Annotated in this window: 20 protein-coding genes and 1 riboswitch; of the genes, 11 read left to right on the top strand and 9 right to left on the bottom strand. The window is 64.5% G+C overall.

Going from position 1 to position 19,986, the window contains the following annotated elements; translation table 11 throughout:
• The first annotated feature begins 56 nt into the window (after positions 1-56).
• On the top strand, positions 57-1,055 hold the full coding sequence (locus F561_RS0102200) for a ribose-phosphate diphosphokinase (protein WP_019008304.1): 999 nt from the start codon (positions 57-59) through the stop codon (positions 1,053-1,055).
• A 73-nt stretch (positions 1,056-1,128) separates the two neighbouring features.
• Here F561_RS0102200 and F561_RS24550 read toward each other — a convergent pair whose 3' ends face one another.
• From F561_RS24550 to F561_RS0102235, 7 genes are all read right to left on the bottom strand, one after another.
• Positions 1,129-1,593: an NUDIX domain-containing protein gene (locus F561_RS24550; protein ID WP_019008305.1), complete on the bottom strand. Its 465-nt coding sequence runs from the start codon at positions 1,591-1,593 to the stop codon at positions 1,129-1,131.
• 96 nt (positions 1,594-1,689) lie between these two features.
• Positions 1,690-2,301: a VOC family protein gene (locus F561_RS0102210; RefSeq protein WP_019008306.1), complete on the bottom strand. Its 612-nt coding sequence runs from the start codon at positions 2,299-2,301 to the stop codon at positions 1,690-1,692.
• A complete protein-coding gene (locus F561_RS0102215) occupies positions 2,298-2,591 on the bottom strand; it encodes a hypothetical protein (RefSeq protein WP_019008307.1) in 294 nt (97 codons plus the stop codon). Before F561_RS0102215 ends, F561_RS0102210 begins: the two co-directional genes overlap by 4 nt.
• 231 nt (positions 2,592-2,822) lie before the next feature.
• On the bottom strand, positions 2,823-4,088 hold the full coding sequence (locus tag F561_RS0102220; protein ID WP_019008308.1) for an NAD(P)/FAD-dependent oxidoreductase: 1,266 nt from the start codon (positions 4,086-4,088) through the stop codon (positions 2,823-2,825).
• Between the two features lie 301 nt (positions 4,089-4,389).
• The gene (locus tag F561_RS0102225; protein WP_019008309.1) at positions 4,390-6,024 is read right to left on the bottom strand and encodes an MDR family MFS transporter; all 1,635 of its coding nucleotides are present in this window, start codon (positions 6,022-6,024) and stop codon (positions 4,390-4,392) included.
• Positions 6,021-6,509, bottom strand: a complete 489-nt coding sequence (locus tag F561_RS0102230; protein WP_051096803.1) for a MarR family winged helix-turn-helix transcriptional regulator — start codon at positions 6,507-6,509, stop codon at positions 6,021-6,023. Before F561_RS0102230 ends, F561_RS0102225 begins: the two co-directional genes overlap by 4 nt.
• 49 nt (positions 6,510-6,558) lie before the next feature.
• Positions 6,559-7,029 (bottom strand): NUDIX domain-containing protein, encoded by a 471-nt coding sequence (locus F561_RS0102235; protein WP_019008311.1) that lies wholly within the window; start codon positions 7,027-7,029, stop codon positions 6,559-6,561.
• 65 nt (positions 7,030-7,094) lie between these two features.
• A riboswitch (TPP riboswitch) is annotated at positions 7,095-7,191 on the top strand.
• A 92-nt stretch (positions 7,192-7,283) separates the two neighbouring features.
• Here F561_RS0102235 and F561_RS0102245 point away from each other — a divergent pair.
• From F561_RS0102245 to F561_RS0102270, 6 genes are all read left to right on the top strand, one after another.
• Positions 7,284-8,318: a thiamine ABC transporter substrate-binding protein gene (locus F561_RS0102245; protein ID WP_019008313.1), complete on the top strand. Its 1,035-nt coding sequence runs from the start codon at positions 7,284-7,286 to the stop codon at positions 8,316-8,318.
• A gap of 48 nt (positions 8,319-8,366) precedes the next feature.
• Positions 8,367-9,872, top strand: a complete 1,506-nt coding sequence (locus tag F561_RS0102250) for an ABC transporter permease (RefSeq protein ID WP_051096804.1) — start codon at positions 8,367-8,369, stop codon at positions 9,870-9,872.
• Positions 9,873-9,961: 89 nt separating this feature from the next.
• Entirely contained in the window at positions 9,962-11,077 is a 1,116-nt protein-coding gene (locus F561_RS0102255) for a serine hydrolase (RefSeq protein ID WP_019008315.1), read from the top strand.
• Positions 11,074-12,087 (top strand): ABC transporter ATP-binding protein, encoded by a 1,014-nt coding sequence (locus F561_RS0102260; protein ID WP_019008316.1) that lies wholly within the window; start codon positions 11,074-11,076, stop codon positions 12,085-12,087. The genes F561_RS0102255 and F561_RS0102260 overlap by 4 nt, the downstream gene beginning before the upstream one ends.
• 200 nt (positions 12,088-12,287) lie before the next feature.
• A complete protein-coding gene (locus F561_RS0102265) occupies positions 12,288-13,334 on the top strand; it encodes a hypothetical protein (protein ID WP_157451479.1) in 1,047 nt (348 codons plus the stop codon).
• A gap of 82 nt (positions 13,335-13,416) precedes the next feature.
• Complete coding sequence (locus F561_RS0102270) at positions 13,417-14,055, top strand: thiamine diphosphokinase (RefSeq protein ID WP_019008318.1); 639 nt, start codon at positions 13,417-13,419, stop codon at positions 14,053-14,055.
• A 79-nt stretch (positions 14,056-14,134) separates the two neighbouring features.
• Here F561_RS0102270 and F561_RS0102275 read toward each other — a convergent pair whose 3' ends face one another.
• Positions 14,135-15,526 carry an alpha/beta hydrolase gene (locus tag F561_RS0102275; RefSeq protein ID WP_019008319.1) on the bottom strand — a complete coding sequence of 464 codons (1,392 nt, stop codon included), beginning with the start codon at positions 15,524-15,526 and terminating at the stop codon, positions 14,135-14,137.
• Positions 15,527-15,653: 127 nt separating this feature from the next.
• Here F561_RS0102275 and F561_RS0102280 point away from each other — a divergent pair, with 127 nt between their 5' ends.
• The 4 genes from F561_RS0102280 (at position 15,654) to F561_RS0102295 (ending at position 19,390) form a co-directional block, all read left to right on the top strand.
• The gene (locus F561_RS0102280) at positions 15,654-16,316 is read left to right on the top strand and encodes a hypothetical protein (RefSeq protein WP_026298540.1); all 663 of its coding nucleotides are present in this window, start codon (positions 15,654-15,656) and stop codon (positions 16,314-16,316) included.
• A 214-nt stretch (positions 16,317-16,530) separates the two neighbouring features.
• On the top strand, positions 16,531-17,937 hold the full coding sequence (hemL, locus tag F561_RS0102285) for a glutamate-1-semialdehyde 2,1-aminomutase (protein WP_019008321.1): 1,407 nt from the start codon (positions 16,531-16,533) through the stop codon (positions 17,935-17,937).
• Positions 17,934-18,362: a CoA-binding protein gene (locus F561_RS0102290; RefSeq protein ID WP_019008322.1), complete on the top strand. Its 429-nt coding sequence runs from the start codon at positions 17,934-17,936 to the stop codon at positions 18,360-18,362. The genes hemL and F561_RS0102290 overlap by 4 nt, the downstream gene beginning before the upstream one ends.
• Positions 18,359-19,390: an NAD(P)/FAD-dependent oxidoreductase gene (locus F561_RS0102295; RefSeq protein WP_019008323.1), complete on the top strand. Its 1,032-nt coding sequence runs from the start codon at positions 18,359-18,361 to the stop codon at positions 19,388-19,390. The genes F561_RS0102290 and F561_RS0102295 overlap by 4 nt, the downstream gene beginning before the upstream one ends.
• A 162-nt stretch (positions 19,391-19,552) precedes the next feature.
• Here F561_RS0102295 and F561_RS24555 read toward each other — a convergent pair whose 3' ends face one another.
• Positions 19,553-19,873, bottom strand: coding sequence for a nuclear transport factor 2 family protein (locus tag F561_RS24555; RefSeq protein WP_019008324.1), 321 nt, complete (start codon positions 19,871-19,873; stop codon positions 19,553-19,555).
• Between the last annotated feature and the right edge of the window lie 113 nt (positions 19,874-19,986).

A 19,986-nucleotide genomic window follows, 5' to 3' on the forward strand; every position in this document is an offset into this window, starting at 1 on the left:
AAAAGACCAGCGTTTGCCTTTCTCTCCCCCATTCCCCATTTTTGGAGGATTTCACCGTGTCTCTGCTCCGATCCACCCACTCCGACCGAATTGCCAGAAGCCACCGGGCACCGCTCCTCGTCTTTGCAGGCCAGAGCAATCGCCCGCTGGCACAGGCCATCTGCGACAATCTCGGTGTACCGCTGGGCAAAAGCAAAACTGAGAAATTTACCAACGACAACATCATCGTGCATTACGAAGAGTCGCTGCGTGAAGGCGACGTGTTCATTATTCAGACCTTCAGCACACCCGTCAGCGACGCGATCATGGAACTGATGTTGATGATCGACGCCGCCAAGAGCGCCAGCGCGGGCCGCGTGACCGCTGTCATTCCGTATTACAGCTACGCCCGCAGCGACAAAAAGGATAGCCCCCGCATTTCTATCGCGGGCCGACTGGTGGCCGATCTGCTGCAAGAAGCAGGCGCAGACCGGATTCTGATGATGACGCTGCACTCGCCGCAGGTTCACGGGTTCTTCAAGGTGCCCGTCGATCACCTCTCGGCGGATATCGTGCTGACGCAGCACTTTAAAAGCTGCGTGCCCAACGCCCACGAAGGCGTGGTACTGGCCCCCGACGCAGGCAGCATCAAGCGGGCGTCCCAGATTGCCCGCCGCCTCGATTCCGGCCTTGCCATGATCGACAAGGAGCGCATCAGCGACACCGAAGTTCGTCCCCGCGCCCTGATCGGTGAGGTGGAAGGCAAGACCGTGTTTATCGTGGACGACGAGATCAGCACGGCGGGCAGCCTCGTGGAAACCGTGAACATCTGCCGCAACATGGGTGCAAAAGACGTGTATGTGGCCGTCACGCACGGCGTGTACACCGGCCCCGCCATAGAGCGAATCGCCGCGCTGGACGTGACGCAGGTGGCAAGCACCAACACGGTCCTTGTGCCTGAGAGCAAGATTCTGGCCGCAGGCGGCAAACTGGCCGTGCTGGACGTTGCGCCGCTGTTTGCCAGTGCGATTGCCAATATCCATTCTGGGGAGAGTGTCAGCACGCTGTTTGAGTAAGAGTGTGGCTGCTAGATCGTGGACCGTGGTTTGGGGTTTTCCCCTTCCACGGTCCACGTTCTACATTCCAGCCTCACAGCACGTATTCTCCGCGTGCCAGTGCCACTCTGGCTCTCTCTACCAACTGCGTTTGCTCGGGCCAGAATAGGGGCGGGGCGGCGTCCAACGAATGCCATTCCAGCCGGAAGCCGGGTTCGAGGGGCAGTTGGCCGACTTCATCAGTCAGACAGAGGCTATAGCGCGTGACTTGCCAGCGGGTACGGACATAATTCAGACGCTCCAAAGTCCCCAGATCGGCCACCACCCGCACGGCGTACAGTCCGGCTTCCTCGCGCAGTTCCCGCATCAGCGCTTGCACATGCGTTTCATCCGCTTCCACGCCGCCTTTGGGCAGTTGTGGATAGTCGCCGGGTTCGATGACCACGGCCAGAAGCCAGCCGGATTCACTGCGCTTCAGCACGACTGCGCCCACGCTGGCCCGTTCGGGAGTGTTGGGAGGGCGGGTGTAGAAAGAGGCATCGGGTGGGGGAAGTTTCATGCAGGAACAATTTAGCGGTGGAAAGTCTGAGGGGCTGAGCAAGGGCGATTACCGTGCCAATAAACCAAACCACGTTCTACGATCCACACTCCAGATTCACAGCGTCACCAAGCCATGTGGCGTCTCCAGCAGCGCCCCCAATTCCGGCTGAGGCGCTTCATAGACTTCCACTTCACCCGCAAAGTTCAGGGCGTCCAGCGCAGCACGCAGGCGGTCCGGGTCGGGCGTGCCCAGACGCAGCGAGGCCAGCCGCACCCCCACATCCGGCAGGCGCGTGGGCGGGGGCGGCGTGTGCCACACGATCAGACTGGGCTGCACGCCCCCTCCCGGCAAGCTTCCATCTTCCGGCACGGTCAGCGCCCAACGGTTCTCACCGCGCGACAGTTCCAATCCCTCTGAACTTGTGGGGAGGGCAGGCACACTCGCCACCCAGTGGATCAGCGCGGGGCCGTCTTCCAGCCTCTCACGGAGTTCGGGGGTATCCAGCCCAAACCAGCGCGGGCGGGCCGGGGCGGGGGCGTGTGGATTGATGGCGATCACTTCCAGATAAGCCGTTGGCCCCAGCCCCAGCAGCGCGTTGTGGGTGCCGAACAGTGCGTGTTCGCCGCCGGGGGCGAGGGGCACCCCCAACCGTCCTTCCAGCCACGCCCGACCCTCGGCCAGAGTGCGGGCGGCAATGACCAGATGATCCAGTGTGGCGGCTGTCATGCCTGCCTGCCCAGCAACACACTCTCTAGCAGGACACTGCGCGGCGCGGAAATCCGGCGGGCGAGACTGCCCGGTGCGGCCAGTTGGATGCCCACGCCCCCCGGCGCGACCACCTGAAGCGCGGCGGCGTAGGGGGCCACCAGTTGAATACCTACCCCGAACGGCCCGATGGTCTGCACGGCAGCGGCTCCGGGCGCAATGGTCTGTAGGCCCACGCCCAGCGGCGCAACCGCCTGCACGCCCACAGTCAGGGGGGCCGCTGCCGTCAGGCCCGCCGAGGCCACCGCCACGGCCTGAGACCACCACCGACAGCGGCGCGGCCCACAATGCGCCAACTGAAGCCGGGGCCAGGGCCTGCGCTCCGGCTCCGAGGGGGGCCACAGGTAACGCATCAGCCTGTGCCGGGCCAGCGGCAGAAGCGGCGGCGTGCGGTCTGAGTGGAATCATGCCCCTAGCGTAAGCCGTTTCTGCGTGCCTCACCACACCCGAGCGGCAAGCTGCTGACCTGAAAGGTGTTCCCCCTATGCCCCCCTCGGCCTGCTCATTCCTGCCAGATCTCCCAACACAATCGCCGCCGCCTTTTCGCCGCTTTCCATCGCGCCCTGAATGCCGCTCATGGAGGTCAGTTCGGAGGCCAGCAGCACGCCGGGGAGGGTGGTGGCGTGCCCCGGCAGGTGGGCGGCGTATCCGGCAGGCTGCGGGTACTGGGCGTGTTCGATGCGCTCTATGTGCAGGGTACGCAGGGTGCGGGCGTCGGCCTCGCCGTACCAGACGGCCAGTTCTGCCCGCACCTGTGCATCCAGTTCGGTATCTGGGACTTCTGGACGGCCCAGCACCGTGGCAATCAGGAGGTGTTGGCCCTCCGGCGCACGTCCGGGCACGGCCTGACTGATCCAGTGGGCGTTGTTGATCCACCCTGCCTCGGCATTCAGCAGCAGCCGGGATTGCGGGTCTATGGCGTGCGGCATGGCGTAATGCAGATACGCGCTGCTCAGGCTCCCGCGTGCCGTGTCTGCGCCCAGCAGCGTCTGGGCCGTGTTGGGATCGGTGGCAACGATCACCTCGCGGGCCTCCAGATCGCCCGCTGTGGTCGCCACACTGACCATTCCGGGGTGAGAGGTCAGGCGGGTCACACGCACGCCCAGGGTCACGTCCAACCCTTCGGCCAACTGCGCTGAAATCTGGCCCATGCCTGCGCGGGGCACGGCAATGGAGCCGTCCATCAGCATTCGGAAGTAGTAGCGAAACAGCCGGGCCGAGGTGGACAGGTCGCGCCGCAGAAATACCCCGCCGAAGAAGGGACGGAAGAAACGGTCAAGGGAAGCTTCCGAAAAGCCCTGCCGCCGCAGATAATCCTGCGTGGATTCGTCGGGGCCGTTCAGGAGGGTGTGCGGTGGTGGCGTGCGGAGTTGGGCGGCCAGTTTTGCCACGCGCAACTTGTCGGGCAGGGGCAGCACCTGCGTGGTCAGGCTGGACAGCAGGCTGCCGGGGTCGCGGATGGGATCGCCCAGCACATCGGCCCGCGCTCCACGCCGCACCACCGCCGCCGGGGGAATAGGCACCAGATCCAGTGCATCAAGCTTGAGCTGCCGCCGAACTGCCGGATAGGCCGTAAACAACACCTGAAATCCGGCGTCCAGCGTAAAGCCCTCGACCCGGCGCGACCTGACCCGCCCGCCCACCTCTGCGCCCGCTTCCAGCACCCGCACGCGCCGCCCCGCCCGCGTCAGCACCCGCGCCGCCGTGAGGCCCGCCAAGCCCGCTCCAATGACCAGAACATCTTGCATGGGGGCAGCCTAGCAAGGGGAGGGAGGAAGCAGGGCACGTCTGCACCCGGTTGCTGCCCTGCGGAGGCAGAACCCCCCAGTCGGCTTCGCCCATAAAGGGGAGCACCCAGCCCTTGTCCTCCCCTCAAGGGGGGCGTTGCAAAGCAACGGGGGTTTAGCCACCAAGCCTTCAAGGAATGGCCCACCTCGGCAAAATTCACTCAGAACGGTTGGCCCGTCACTCAGAACCAAGCAACCAAAAAGGACCGGAGCTTTCCCCTCGCTCCGGCCCTCTTTGAATATCTTGTTGAAGCTCGGCTGCTCAGTCGGTGGCGGCCATGCCTTCGCGGTCTTGTGGCCCCGATTCGCTGACGACCTTGGTGCCCCGGCCTACCAGCGGGCGCTCGGGCAACAGCCAGGTGATCAGGAAAGCCACGCCCACCAGCACGCCCGCGATCAGGAACACCTCATCTATGGCCCCGGCCATCACGTTTCGCAGGGCAGCCAAGATGGGGGCCAACAGATCGGCGCTGCCCAGTTTGCCGAGGCCCGCACCCAGTTGCGCGGTGGCCTGCGGGCTGGTAAGCAGGCTGGGATTGGCAACGGCGTCTTGCACGCTCTGGGGCAGGTTTTGCGCCGCTGCGGGCAGGGCCGAGCTGAGGTTGGAAGCGAGGTGGGCATTGACCAGCGCCCCAAACAGGCTGACGGCCAGCGTGCCGCCGATCTGCCGGAAGAACTGGTTGCCGCCCGTGGCGCTGCCCATGAGTTGGGGCGGGGTGGCATTCTGGACGGCCAGCGTGAGTTGGCTGTTGACCGGGCCCAGGCCGATGCCCAGCAGCACCATCGTGCCCACGGCCACCCACAGGGGCGTGGTGGTGCCCAGTTGAGTTGCCAACAACAGGGCCACGGTGGCGATCAAGGCTCCGCCCAGAATCAGAACCTTGTAGCGCCCGGTTCGGCTGACCAGTTGGCCCGAGAGCGTGCTGGTGAGGATCATGCCGAACATCAGCGGGGCCAGAGCCAGGCCGCTGCCGCTGGCGCTGCTGGCCTTCACGCCCTGCATGTACAGGGGCAGATACAGGATGGCGGCGTACATGCCCGCGCTGACCAAGAATCCGGCAAGCGAGGCCACGGCGATCCCCCGGTCTTTGAGCAGGCGAAGATTGAGAATCGGGCGGGTCTGGTGGCGGCTATGAACGATGTACCACGCGCCCAGCACCACGGTGGCGGCCAGCAGTCCCAGAATGGGCGCACTGCCCCAGGCGTAGGTGCCGCCGCCCCAGGACAGGGCAAAAGTCAGGGTCGAGACGGTACCTGCCAGCAGCGCCGCTCCCAGCGCGTCGAAATGGCCCCGCACCCCCGGCGCAGGCAAGCGGAAAAAGCGCCAGATGAAATACGCGGCGGCCAGCGCAAAGGGCAGGTTCACAAAAAAGACGCTGCGCCAGCCGAAATGGTCGGTCAGAAAGCCGCCCACCAGTGGCCCCACCACGCTGCTGACGCCCCACACGGCCCCGGTATAGCCCTGATAGCGCCCGCGTTCGATGGGCGTAAACAGGTCGGCAATGGCCGTAAAGCTCATCGCCATCAGGGTGCCGCCGCCAATGCCTTGCAAGGCGCGGTAGGCGATCAGTTGGTTCATATCCTGCGCGGTGCCCAGCAACACGCTGCCCAGCGTAAAAATGCCGATGCCCAGCAGGATCAGCGGGCGGCGGCCATAGCGGTCACTGATGGTTCCCACAATCGGAATGGTGATGGTCGTTGCCAGCGAGTAGGCCGTAAACGCCCAAGCGTACAAATGAAATCCGCCCAGATCGGAGATGACGCGGGGCATGGCGCTGCCCACCACCGTCAGATTCAGGCTGGACAGAAAGAGGACGGTCAGGATGCCCACGAAGGCCAGCATTTTCTCGCGCTGGCTGAGGTTGGCAGAGGGAAGGACGGCGGCAGGAGCGGTCATACGTTTACCTCTGGGTTGCCTTCTGGGGTCTGGGTGATCAGGGCGGCTTCGAGGGCATCCAGCGCCGCCTGAGCCGCCTGAACCCGGTCAACCGGAAGATGTCCGAAATGGGCCTGCACGATGTCTTGCGCGGTGCTGCGGGTGCGGGCGCGGGTGGCCTCGCCCTCAGCGGTCAGGCGCAGGTGTTGGCGGCGCAGGTCTGATGGGTCGGTCACGCGCTCCAGCAGGCCCAGGCCCGCCAGTTTGGTCACCATCCGCGTCACGGTGGGCGCGGGCAGGCGTTGGCGTTCAGCCACCGCGCTCGGCGTATCGGCTCCGTCCATGATGGCGGCCAGCACGACCAGTTCTTTGGTATTCAGACCAAGAGAGCGTTCCAGAGGATCGTCCAGCACCTGATGAAAGCGCCGCGACAACCGCAATACCGCCCGAACGAGCGCGTACACCTCGTCCGGCGGGGAAGTTGAGAGGGAGGAAGAGTCATTCATTTCAAATGGAATTGTTTCATCTGGAAGTAAAACGATCAAGCGAGAATCGTTACCTCCTGCGGGACAGGCTCTGCACACCGTCCAGGCTGTCTAATTGCTCGGTCAGCACTTCATCCCCCAACAGGTGGGCCGCCAGCACGCCCGCCAGCCAGGGCAAACTGTCGGCGGGCAGCTCGGTTGGGGCAAACCAGCTCACCTCCGAGGTCTGTTCCAGCGGCACCGGTTCTCCGCTCCATTCCCGCCCCAGAAACAGAAAATCGGTGCCCCGCACGCCGCCCAGGTCGTAGCGGCTGACCCCGAGAAAGGCCAGCGTTTGCGCGTCTACCCTCAGGCCCACCTCTTCCCAGACTTCGCGGGCGGCGGCATCGGCCAACGCTTCACCGCGTTCGACCCGGCCACCCGGCAGCCCCCACAACCCCGCGCCGTAGCCTGTGCCATCGCGCCGCCCCAGCAGCACCCGGCCCTGAGTGTCCTGCAAGATCAGCCAAACCACGAGATTGAAGGGAGCAGGAAGGGTCATGGGGCCATGATGAAGGATAGGAAAGTCCCCAAACCCCACACCAACTTCTGCGCTATGCTCTCCCCTGTCGTCACCGGGGGTGCCCTTCATTGGAGGGCTGAGACATACCCCAGGAACCTGATCCGGGTCATTCCGGCGGAGGGAGCGTGATGCGCGGAAAAGTTTCCAGCCCCATGTGGCCCAGTTTCCGTGTACCCTGCACCAGCAGGAAAACGCCCCCCTTCCTGACGCGAAGGGGCTTTTTTATGCAAACTATGCAAGCACTGATCATCGCAGGACTGCTCTTGGGCAGCGCGGCTTCGGCCCAGACGACCCTCACCGTGATTTCTCACGATAGCTTCGAGGTGGATAAGGCACTGGTGGCGGCCTTCGAGAAAGCCAACGCCACCCGCGTGCGCTTTGTGAAGGGCGGCGATGCGGGCGAACTGCTGAACCGCCTGATCCTGACCCGCCGTGCGCCGCTGGCCGACGTGGTGTACGGGCTGGACAACAGCCTGTTGCCGCGTGCCCGCGCCGCCGGGGTGCTGGACGCCTACCGCTCGCCCGCGCTGAAAGCCGTGCCCGACGCCTACCGCATGGACGAAGCGAATGGAACGACCCTGCTGAACACGGTGGATTCCGGCTTCGTGGCCCTGAACTATGACCGGGCCTGGTTCCAGAAAACCGGGCTGGCCCTGCCCAAAACGCTGGATGACCTGAAGACTCCGGCCTATGCCAAATTGACGGTGGTGCCGTCTCCGGCGACTTCCAGCCCCGGTCTGGCCTTCCTGCTGGCAAGTGTGAACCACTACGGCGAGGCGGGCGCGTGGAACTGGTGGCGCACGGCCCGCGCAGGGGGCATGAAGGTCACGCGGGGTTGGTCGGATGCGTACTATAAGGAATTTAGCCGCAACGGTGGCAAATTCCCGATTGTGCTGAGCTACGCCAGCAGCCCTGCCGCGGAAGTGTTTTACGCCGAGGGGTTCAATCCGGCCAAGTTGCCCGAGCAGTCGCCCACCGGAAACCTGTTTTTACCGGGCAGCACCTTTTTGCAACTGGAAGGGGTAGGCGTGCTGAAGGGAGCCAGGCAGCCCGCACTGGCCCGTAAATTCGTGGATTTCATGCTGTCGGGGGGCGTGCAGGCCGATATCCCCACCCGGATGTGGATTTACCCGGCGGTGGCCGGAACGGCGCTGAACCCGGTGTTCAAGTTTGCCCAACAACCCGCGCCCACAGCGGTTAAACCCGTCCTGCTAGCCAACCCGCAACGCCTGATCGACGGCTGGGTGACGAACGTATTGCGGCGCTAAGTGGCGCGGCACAGGACATTCCTGCTGGCCCTGCTGCCGCTCAGCTTTATGGCCCTGCTGCTGGCGCTTCCGCTGGGGCGTACGCTGGCCGAAGGCGGGGTGAACCTGAGCATCTGGCGCGACCCGTACTTTGTGGGACGCCTCGGCTGGACGCTGGGGCAGGCGCTGGGCACGGCGGCGGCGGCACTGGCGGTGGGCGGCCCGCTGGCCTACCTGCTTTCTCGCTGGGAGGTGCCGGGGCGGGCGGCGTTCCTGCGCTTTTTGCTGCTGCCGTTTGTGACGCCGACTTTGGTGGCTGTACTGGGCCTGACCGCACTGCTGGGGCCGCAGGGCTGGATCACGCGCCTGCTGGGGCTGGACCTGAGTGACGGCCCCGGCCTGCTGCTGCTGGGCAACCTGTTTTTTAATCTCCCGGTGATGATTCGGCTGGCCCACGCCGGATTTGCGCGGGTGCCGCCCAACCTGATCGGTGCGGCGCGTTCGTTGGGGGCACCGGGCTGGAAGGCGGCGTGGACGGTGGCGCTGCCGCTGGCCCTGCCCGGACTGACCGCCGGATTTATTCTGGTATTCCTGTATTCGGCCCTCAGCTTCGGCCTGCCGCTGACGCTGGGGGGCGAGCGCTACAGCACGCTGGAAGTCGAAATCTATACCCTGACCGCCTACCAACTGCGCCTGCCCGAAGCCTCGGCCCTGATCGTGGGCCAACTGCTGCTGACGGGCGCGGCGACGTGGGCCTATACAGCCCTCACACGCGGCGGCGCGGGCGTGGGGGCTGGACGTGGGCTGCCGCCTGCGCCCCGTCACATCCGGGTCATCCTCTGGGCGCTCATGGGCGGCGTATCGCTGATCTGCTTCGCGCCCCTGCTGGCGGTGGTGGCCCGCAGCGTGCTGACCTCTGGCGGCCCCAGCCTAGGCGCATGGCAAACTGTGCTGGGCAGCGCCGAGACGTGGGCATTGGTGGGCAATACCCTGCGCTTCGGCGTGCTGGCCCTGATCGGGGCGGTACTGCTGGGCGGCCTGCACGCTCTGGCCGCCTGGCGGGCGCGGGGGCCAGCTTCCCGCGTGCTGGACGGCCTGTCGCTGTTGCCGCTGATGGTGTCTCCGGTCAGTCTGGCGGTGGGCTACCTGCTGGCCTATCCAGCGCTGTCGGCCACCCTGCCCATGCTGATCGGCGCGTATACCCTGCTGGGCATGCCGCTGGTCACGCGCAGCCTGCTTCCGGCGCTGCGTGCCCTGCCTCCCCGCACTCTGGAGGCGGCCCGAACCCTCGGCGCAGGCAGTTGGACGGTGTGGCGCACGGTCACGCTACCCCTGACCCTTCCGGCCCTGCGCGGCGGCGCGGCGTTGGCCCTTGCCACCGTACTGGGAGAATTCGGGGCCACGTTGGTCCTGACCCGCCCGGAGTGGGCCACCCTCAGTACGGGCCTGTATGACCGTCTGGGCCGCCCCGGAGAGCGCAACCTCACCGAAGCCTGCGCCCTCGCCACGCTGCTGCTGGTGCTGGCGGTGCTGGCCTTCACGCTGCTGGACGGCGGAGAGGGGGAGGTGACGTGAGAGACGCTGAAAGGCCAACCGCTGCGCCATTTCTCCGAATCTCTACCTGTTTACATCCTCCTGACCACCTCCGGCCCCTGCAAGGCACAATGAGCGGCGTGCGCCCCCTTTTTCCCCTGCTGCTGGCCTGCGCCTTGACTGTTTCCCCTGCACAGGCGGCCATCCAGTGGCCCGAATCGCCCGAATTGCCGCCGACGACCTGCATAGAAGCCGGGGCCGAAGTCGCGCCCGTGCAACTTGCACCCATTTCGCCGCTTCCGGCGGGGGTGGTGGGCCGGGTGGCATTTTCGGCCACTGTATTCGGCCCAGACGGACAACCTCTGCGGGAAATGACGCTTGGAGACGTGGACTCTTTACATCCTCTGGCAAGCACCTTCAAACCGCTGGTGGTCGAAGCCGTACTACGCGACATAGACGCCGGAAAATTGGGGCTGAAGACCCTGCTGGAAACCACACCGGGCCGCCGTTCTATCGAAGCTTATCCGGCGGGTAAAAACAGCGTTTCCACGCTGGCTGGGCGTGCCCTGATCCTCAGCGACAACACCGCCAACGACATCCTCCAGTTGACCGCTGGGGTGACTCGTGTGGCGCAGGAAGTGCATGACCGCAGCCCGTGCACCAGCGTGCTGCACACCACCAAAGCCATCTGGGCGCTGCAATCGGGCCTGCTGCCGGAAGTCCTGCCCAACCCGGCGGCCAATGCCTCCACCTACGCCGCCCTGCCCTTCGGCACCCGGCTGCAACTGGCCCGGCTGGCCGTGACCGGGGCGCAAAAACTGACCGGGCCAGCCGTGGAAGCCGCGCTGGACGTGTATTTCAAGGGGCCGACCTACACCCCTGATATGGAATTGGGCGTACAGAACACCTCCACCGCCCGCGCCTTTGCCCGTTTGCAGGCGCAGATCATGCCCGGAGCGGCCCTGAAGCCCGCGACCCGCGCCCTGTTCCGGGGCTGGCTGGCCGACAAAAAGAGTTGCTGCAAGCCCAAAAATCCGACCTTTCTGCCTACGTTCTGGGGCGTGAAGGCGGGCAGCGGCTGGCGAATGCTGACCATGACAGGCGCGGCGACCTTGAAAGATGGCCGGACCGTCGGGTACGCCCTCCTGATCGATCAGGCCGATCCACGTCTGGCCGAACAGACCGAAAGCTGGTTGCGCCCGCTGGCCGGGTGGATAGACGCGCAACTGCTGAGGCTGACCCAGTGACCATTCACCCAGCAACCATTCACGCCGCACTGGACGCCCAAAACCTCAGCAAACGCTATAGCGGCCCACAGGGAATACAGGCTGCTCAGGAAGTATCTCTGCGGGTGGAGGCGGGCGAAACGGTGGCGCTGCTGGGGCCGAGCGGCTGCGGCAAAAGCACGGTTTTACGGATGATCGCGGGTCTGGAGGTGCCTGATTCCGGCACGGTGCAGGTCGGCGGGCGAGACGTGACGGCCCTGCCCCCCGAGGCGCGGCACATCGGGCTGGTGTTTCAGGATTACGCCCTGTTTCCGCATCTCAGCGTGCTGGACAACGTGGCTTACGGCCCCCGCGTGCGCGGCCTGCCCCGGCCCGCTGCCCGGTCACAGGCGCGGGAAGCCCTGACACTTGTCAATCTGGCCGAATTTGGGAGCCGCCGCGTGACCGAACTCAGTGGCGGGCAGGCGCAGCGGGTGGCGCTGGCACGGGCGCTGGCGACCTCTTCTCCCCTGTTGCTGCTGGATGAACCGCTCAGCAATCTGGATGAGCGCCTGCGGGCCGAGCTGCGGGGCGAATTACGTGCGCTGTTTGCGCGGGTGGGCGCGGGCGTGCTGCTGGTTACGCACGATCAGCGCGAAGCCTTGGCCCTGGCGGGCCGCGTGGCCGTGATGCGGGCGGGCCGGGTCGTACAGCAGGGCGCGGCGCGGGAGGTGTTCGGGCATCCGGCGACGGCGTGGGTGGCGGCATTTTTGGGGCATGCCAACCTCTGGCCGCAACCGGGCGGCGCGTGCCTGCTGGTGCCCGAACAGGCCCTGACGCTGGGCGAGGGCGAAAGCTACCCCATCACGGCGCGGCAGCAGGAAGATTCCGGCGAAACCGTGACGGTGGCGCACCCACGCGGCCCCCTGACGCTGGGCCTCAGCGCCCGCGAAAGCCTGCAAATGGTGGAGGGTCGGTTGCGGGTGCGGGTGGATGAGGAACAGCTTCAGCGCTTGCCAGATGACCGGGAATCCGTAAGCACCCCCATCTGACCACCCTGATTTTATCTAGACAATGCATCTTTTGACGCGCCACAGTGCCACAATTTCGCCTAAATGACAGGGCGTTCACTGTTACACTTCCCCTGAAATCTTTGGTGGCTTTCCTTACTTTTCGGGCCGCTGCCGAATGACTTCAGGGAGAATCTATGACACAGCCACTGTTGGCACAGACACGACCCATGCTCTTTAGAATGCTCTCTTGGTCGTTGGCCTGCTCGGTCATGGCAGCAGCGCAAACGGCCCCGACTCCAGTTCCAGTGGCCTACACTGGGCCTCAGGCTGTGCTGTACCTCGCGCCCATGGCCTGTCAGGCCGGAAGCTGCGGCAATAATGCCGGAGCAGAATTTGAAGCCGCACTGACGCAGGCTTTGCAGAACAGCGGCTATTTTCGGGTGCTGAAGCGGGAAGAGGTCGCCAACCTCAGCGTTTCTGGCGGCGTGACCAACATTGAGGAAACCAGCAGCGGCGGATTCCTCTTTGTTGCCCAGAAGAAAACCAAGGTCAAAGCTGCGCTACAGGTTTCCGATCCAGTCACCGGAGAGCTTGTTTTCACAGAGCAGTGTGAGGGCGACTCTGCAAGTACAGGCTTCGCAATCGGCGGAATCACAATGGGCACCAACAGCGGTTACGGCAAAGCTGCTGCCGATTGCGCCGTCAAGTTGAGTCAGGCCATCACTGCTTCCAAGCGCATTCAACCGTTTCTAAAATACGCTCCCGGCACGGCGCTGCCTGCCCCCCGGAATGCCGTACCTGCCAACGCCGCACCGATGGCCTTTGCCTCTGCACCTGCCACACCCGGCGCAGTGACTGCCGAGCAGGCCGCCGTACCGATCAAGATGCTGGAAGGCGCACTGAAATCGCTGGCCTTTGCCGACATGAACGCGCTGTTTACCGCCGATCCCTACAACCCTGTGAAGATCAAGGAACTGAACGCCGCCGCGACCAACACCACCCTGCAAAACGCTGCCAAAGTGAGCTTCAAGGTGTCCAGCAGTGAAAATGGTGGAATGGGGCAACTGGTGGGCGTTACGTACACGCTGCCCAACGGCACAGAGAAATTTACGCAACTTCTCGTTATGGGGCCGTCTGAACTCAACTCTCGCGGTGGCGTGCGAGTATTTTATATGACCGCCTTCAATCCTATTCGTGCAGGCTTTCCGCAATTCGAGATGGTGAGCAAGAATGTAGAACTGATGTTGGCCGACATTCAGCAAAGTTTGGGTCTGCCCACTCCATAAATCCTAAACACAATGGGGCACAAAGCCGCTGAGCAATTCAATCTCGGCGGCTCTGTCGTCTGTTCTCCTCTACAGTGCAGCCATGATCGCCTGGATTCTGGTCGGGGGCCGCCTGACGCTGACGCCGATGTTGGCCGCCCTGCCCCAGCCCACGCTGGTAGTGGCTGCCGATGGAGGCGCACGGCACGCGGCGGCGCTGGGCGTGCGGGTAGATGTATGGGTGGGTGATTTCGACAGTTCGGCGGGAGTACATCTGGACGCCCCACGCGAGGTTCACCCGGCGGCTAAAGACGAAACCGACGCAGAACTGGCGGTGCGGGTGGCCCTGAAACGCGGCGCAACCGTCCTGGTGTTCATCGGCGCGTTCGGCGGGCGCTTTGACCACACGGCGGCCCTGATGCTGGGCGGCATCCGGCGGGCGCGGGAAGGCTGGCCCGTGATCCTCACCAGCGGCGACGAATGGGGCTGGCCGCTGCTGCCCGCCTCTCCGCTGGCACTGAACCTGCCCCCGCAGTTGACCCTGAGCGTACTGGCTTTCTCGGAGTTGCGCGGCCTGAGCCTCAGCGGGGTGCGCTGGCCCCTTCACCGTGCCGCCGTACCACTGGGCAGCGGGTGGACGGTGAGCAACGAAACCACCGGAGAAGCTGTGACAGCCACTCTGGAAGACGGCTGGGGAATGGTGACGGTGTTGGTTGACGGGGCAGAAATGGCAAAGTTGTGACCTGAGAACGGCACAACAGTTGGCCCCGCCGGATGAACTGGCGGGACCGTTTTCAGTGACTACAGTTGCGGCTTACGGCTCAGTTCACCACGCAGGCGGCCACACCCGCACGGGTGGCGCGGGTGTACTTACAACCGTAGTTGGGGTCAGCCACCACGTTCGGGGTCGCTATATCGTCGCCCGCAGGTTTCACGCCCGTTTTTTCCCAGACCACCAGATCGGTAAAGGCTTCCACGAGTTCGGCGGCATTGAATTCACAGTGCCCAGCGGCGCGGATGGCCCGCTGCACCAGTCGGTCACCGTTTCCGGCAGCGATGGCCGCAACACGGTACTTCTGCTGATGGGCAAACGGCACGTAGAAGTCTCCGAGGGTGTGCATGGTCAGCACGGGTACGCTGAATTCTCCGTTGATACGCGGCAGCCAGCGCACCGCGCCGGGGCGGGCCGGATTGGGGTCGGTGTCGGCCTTCACGCGCAGGATGTTGGCGTTGAAGGCGGCCTCGGCAGCGGTGGGGGTCGCATCCGCCGTCCAGCGGTAGGACACGCCCGAGTTGTCGTAGAGATTGCGGGGCAGGATTCCCGTGACCGTGCCATCTGCGCCGCCCGTAGACAGGACCGCCGTCTGCCAGGTGGCGCTGCGGAAGCCCAACTCGAACACGGGCCGGTCTCCACCGGTCAGGTTACGGGCAATCTCACGGAGCTTCGCGCCCTGTACGCTGTTTTCCTGCCACTGTGCGCCGTCGCTGCTGCTGAAGAGGGCTGCCTTGATATCGGGCAGCAGGGTCTGGTAATCGTTCTGCGGGAAAGTGCGGGGGCCGAAGCCTGCCAGTTGCGCCGCCGCCAACGTGTAATCACCCAACCACTGGAATTCGTATTCTTCGTCCATGACGCCGCACAGGGGCAATGATGCGGCGTAGGTGGTCTTGTTCTTGGCGGTAGCCAGAGTTTCCTTTTCTACGGCGGCTCCGGCCACATGCCCGCCCATGCTGACGCCCATGATCAGCGTCTTGGTGGGGGCGGCGTATTTGCCCGCCGTCAGGCTCACAAAGGCGTTGGCAAGGGCGTTGGTGTCCTCTACTCCGGCCTGCACATCGTAATAGTTGGCGCTGTAACTGCTGGCCGCCCACGCATAGCCCTGAGACAACAAGAAGGGCCGCAGCGACGGAGCCTGCACCCGCAGTTCTGCGCCCGTGCCCGCGTAGCCGTGCGCGTACATCACGAGTTGCCCGTTCCAGTTGGCGGGAACCTCGATGGCGTAGCTGGCCTCGCCCCGAATTCCGGCGTATTTGCCCTGATACAGCTCGGTTCCCGCAGTTGCGGTGAGCGTGGGTACAACGGCGGTAAAGGTGCGTTCGTCCTGGGCGCGGGTTTCGGCCACAGGCACCACAGGCTGAGTGCAGGCAGACAGGGTCAGGGCCGCAAGAAGGAGAGCGGTGCCGGAGCGGGCAGTCAGGAAGACAGAACGGATCATAGAGAACCTCCGCAAGAGTGCAGTAAAATCCGCACATCCAGGTTGTAAAGACCTGCCAAGTCTAGCGTAAGCAGGCCGGGCAAGGCAGCCGGGAACCTTCTTCATGTTCCGCCCGTACTTGAAAGGCATGAGACGAAGAGGCGTAGGATTCGGCTGCCTGGGCTGCGGCGGCGGCACGCTGTTGGTATTGGTGCTGCTGGGCGCGGCAGCGTGGTTTCTGGTGATTCAACCTGCCCGCAGTTTTTTGGCCAGTTGGCAGGGCACTCCGGCACAGACCCAGAGCCAGAATCAACCGGGCACCAGCGTCACGCCGCCGCCTTCATCTGGCACGGCCACCACGGTCAATACCGCCGCGCCGCTCACCAGAGCCGACGTGCAGAAGTTCGTGCGAATCCGGCGCGACGTGCGGGGCGCACTGGGCAGCAGCTTTACGGGCCTACAGACCGTGTGGACACAGGTGCAGAACGGAGGAACCCCCAACATTTTACAGGTGGTGAACATCCTGCGTGAGGTGGGCGGCAGCGTAGGCGCGGCCCGCACCGCCCAGAATGCTGCGCTGGCCCGCGAAGGCATGAGCGCCGAACGCTACGCGGCGGTGCGGAACGATGTAAACCGCGCTCTGGGCGTGCCCAGCATAGACTTTGCACAGGCCGCCGCCGCCTTACAGCAGGGCCGCCTGCCTGACCTGAACACCACCGTGCAGGCCGCGAACCCACAGGCACAGGCGTTGGTCGATCCCTTCAAGGCCGAACTCCTGACGACAGCAGCAGTGGGGCTCTTGGGGCTGTAATCAGGTAAATCACACTCAGTTGAACAATGGGCTGGACGGACCGGAGACCTTCTTCATCCGTCCAGATTCGTTGGCGCTCCATCTGCCAGAACACGGTACTTCCTGTCTTTGGGGAAGCATGGCGCAGGAGTGAGCTTCCACAGCCCATTACTTCCCCTTCAGACTGTCTGCCTGCTCGCCGCACTCCTCATCAGGGTTCGGTAAGGTGGGCCACATGACGGCGAATCCTGAGATTCTTTCCACTCCTTCACTCCGCACGGCACAATTGACAACGCAGTCGGAAGCCCTGTTTGCACGGGCGCAGGCGGTCACTCCGGGCGGCGTGAACAGTCCGGTGCGGGCCTTTCGCAGTGTGGGAGGCACCCCGCGTTTTATCGCACGGGCCGACGGCGCGGTTCTGACTGATGCAGACGGCAACGATTACATCGACCATATTGGCTCCTGGGGTCCGATGATCCTGGGCCACAACCTGCCCGCCGTGCGCGAGGCCGTGATAGAGGCGCTGGCGGGCGGCACCAGCTTCGGCGCTCCCGGCGAGCGTGAGGTCTTGCTGGGCGAGGCCGTGACCCGCATCACGGGCGTAGACCGCGTGCGTTTCGTGAACAGTGGCACCGAGGCCACCATGAGTGCTCTGCGTCTAGCACGCGGCTATACGGGGCGCAAATATATTCTGAAGTTCCGGGGCAACTACCACGGACACGCCGACGGACTGTTGGTCGAAGCGGGCAGCGGCCTGATGACGGATGCCGTGGCCGATGGCGGCCAACTGAACCGCCAGGGTCTGGGCCAGGCCGCGCCCAGCAGTGCGGGCGTGCCGGAAGAATACGCGGCCCTCACTCTGGTCAGCGAATACAACGACCCCGCCGCATTGGACGCGCTGATCACAGCACGCGGCCACGAGATCGCGGCAGTCATTTTTGAGCCGGTGGTGGGCAATGCCGGGGTACTGATTCCAACCCCCGAATTTCTGGATGCCCTGCACCGCGTACAGGCGGCGGGCGTGCTACTGATTGCCGATGAGGTCATGACCGGATTCCGCCTGAGCCTGCGCGGGGCTACTGGACTGCTGGGGCTGCGGCCCGACCTGATCTGCTGGGGCAAAATCATTGGCGGCGGGCTGCCCGTGGGCGCGTACGGCGGGCGGGCAGAGATCATGAATTTCGTGTCTCCGCAGGGGCCGGTGTATCAGGCGGGCACGCTGAGCGGCAATCCGCTGGCAATGGCCGCAGGGCTGGCGATGCTGGGCGCACTGGAAGCCGATCCCAGCGTGTACGAGCGCCTGAACCGCTACACGGCGCAACTGGCCGAAGGGCTGAAGGCCGCCGCACAGGCCGCAGGCGTGCCCATCAGCGTGAACCAGATCGGCTCCATGCTCACGGCCTTTCATATCGACGCGCCACATGGCAGCATCCGCACCTATACCGACGCCGCCCGCAGCGATACCGCCGCCTTTGCCGGGTGGTTTCAGGGCATGTTGGCACGCGGGATTTACTGGGCACCCTCGCAGTTCGAGAGCATTTTTGTCAGTGCCGCCCACACCGACGCGCACCTGAACGCCACCCTGGAAGCCGCTGCACAGGCTTACGCCGCCCTCCATCCGGGGGCGCGAGGAGAACAATGACCCTACTGACTTCCACCTCCGACGTGATCCGCGTGCTGACCGAATACAAAACCATTGCCGTGATCGGCTTTCACCGCGACAGCATCAAGCCTGCCCATTACGTGCCCGAATATATGTACCGCCAGGGCTACACCGTGATTCCCGTGAATCCATCGCTGGCCGCACGGAGCGAGAGCTTTTTTGGGCACAAGGCCGTGTCCACGCTGGCCGAGATTGCCACGCCTGTAGATGTGGTGGAGGTCTTCCGGCGCAGCGACAGGGTGCATGACCATCTGGCCGACATTCTGGCAATGAAGCCTCTGCCCAAGGTGGTCTGGCTGCAACTGGGCATCCGTGACGATGCCACTGCACGGGAACTGGCCGCGCACGGCATAGACGTGATTCAAGACCGCTGCATGCTGGCCGATCACCGGGCGCTGCTTTGACGCTGCCGAAAACCGGTTCACCTCCTGATTTGCTGATCGTCGGGGCGGGCCTCGCGGGGCTGGCCTGTGCGCGGGACGCGATGGGCGCGGGCCTGCGCGTGAAGGTGCTGGACAAATCCAGGGGCATTTCTGGGCGGGCCGCGACCCGGCGCATTGCTCTGGAAGATGGCCGGGAAGCGCGGCTGGACCACGGCGCACGCTTTTTTACGGCCCGCCATGACCGCACCAAGACGCTGGTGGATGCTGGTCTGCGCGAGGGCTGGCTGAACGAATGGACACGCACAGTGAGCGAGTGGCAGGGCGGCGAGATTCACAGCACCCCGGACGGCCACCCCCGCTACGCCCCCGCAGAAGGCTTCAGTGCGATGGGCCGCGCCCTGGCACGCGGGCTGGACGTGCAGACAGGCACAGAAGTGACCAGTCTGGAACGCCGGGGCCACGGCTGGCGCGTGCATACCCGCGACGGTGCCCACTGGGACACCCAGCGCCTGATCCTGAATCTGCCTGCACCGCAGGTGGCCGCCCTGCTGGAAGACCACGAGATAGGCGATGATGCCGAAGCGGTGGCCCACGTACGTTTCGATCCGTGCTGGGCGGCGGGCGTGGTTCTGGAACAGGATTTGGTGGGGCATCATTGGCCCGCCCTGAAACTCTCCGGCCATCCCGTGCTGGACTGGATCGCCCGCGAACACACCAAACGTGCCCCCAGCCACCCGCCCGCGCTGATGCTGCACGCCGGGGCCGACTGGTCACGCGCCAACCTGGAGCGCCGCCCAGATGAGGTGCTGCCCGAATTGCTGGACGCCGCCGCCGAAGTGCTGGGCCAACCCCTGCCCCACCTGCACGCTTTTGCCCACCGCTGGCGCTACGCCACGCCCACGGCCCGCGTGCCTGCCCCCTGCCACTGGGACGAAGAACTGAACCTCGGCTGGTGCGGCGATTGGCTGACCCCCGACCCACATGGCCCGAGGGTGGAGGCAGCGTTGCTGAGTGGCTGGCGGCTGGCAGCGAGGGTGGCAAAACAGTGAGTGGGTAGTGGGTAGTGGTCAGTGGGGAAAGATGAAGCGTTGCCCGTCAGTCCGAGCTTTTGAGGCTTGTCTACGGACTCCGTATCACTCTTCCATTGCCCGCCGGAACAGCACAGTATCCGTGTACTGCACAAAACGGATGACCTTGCCCGCCCGCAGAGTCTAGGCGTGGGCCACGGGGCTGCGAAGGCTCTTGCCCGTGGCCCTATAAGTCCCGGTGTACTCACCAAGCATGACCACCGTATCGCCGCTGGACACCAATTCACGGGGAGTGGCGGTAAACCCTTCCCACTCTGTCCCGAGCTTCATAAAGACGTGTTGCAGAACGGCATCCGGGCCATGAAACGTTCCCCCGTAAGGCCCGCCTTCCGCCTCTGTCCACTCTACCTGTGGGTCAAGGGTTGCCAAGACCGCAGGAATATCGCCACGGCCAAAGGCTTCGTATAGGGCCTGAATGGTTTCGAGGTTCCCAGTTCCAGTCATACTCAGTCCCCCTATTTTGCACCTGAATGCAGCGATTGATCATACCCTTGGATTTGTTATTTCGTTGGTGACGTGGAGGAGTCTTCAGTTGCTGTTAATAAATCTATCCGCTT

This window comes from Deinococcus aquatilis DSM 23025, assembly GCF_000378445.1.
GTDB lineage: Bacteria > Deinococcota > Deinococci > Deinococcales > Deinococcaceae > Deinococcus > Deinococcus aquatilis.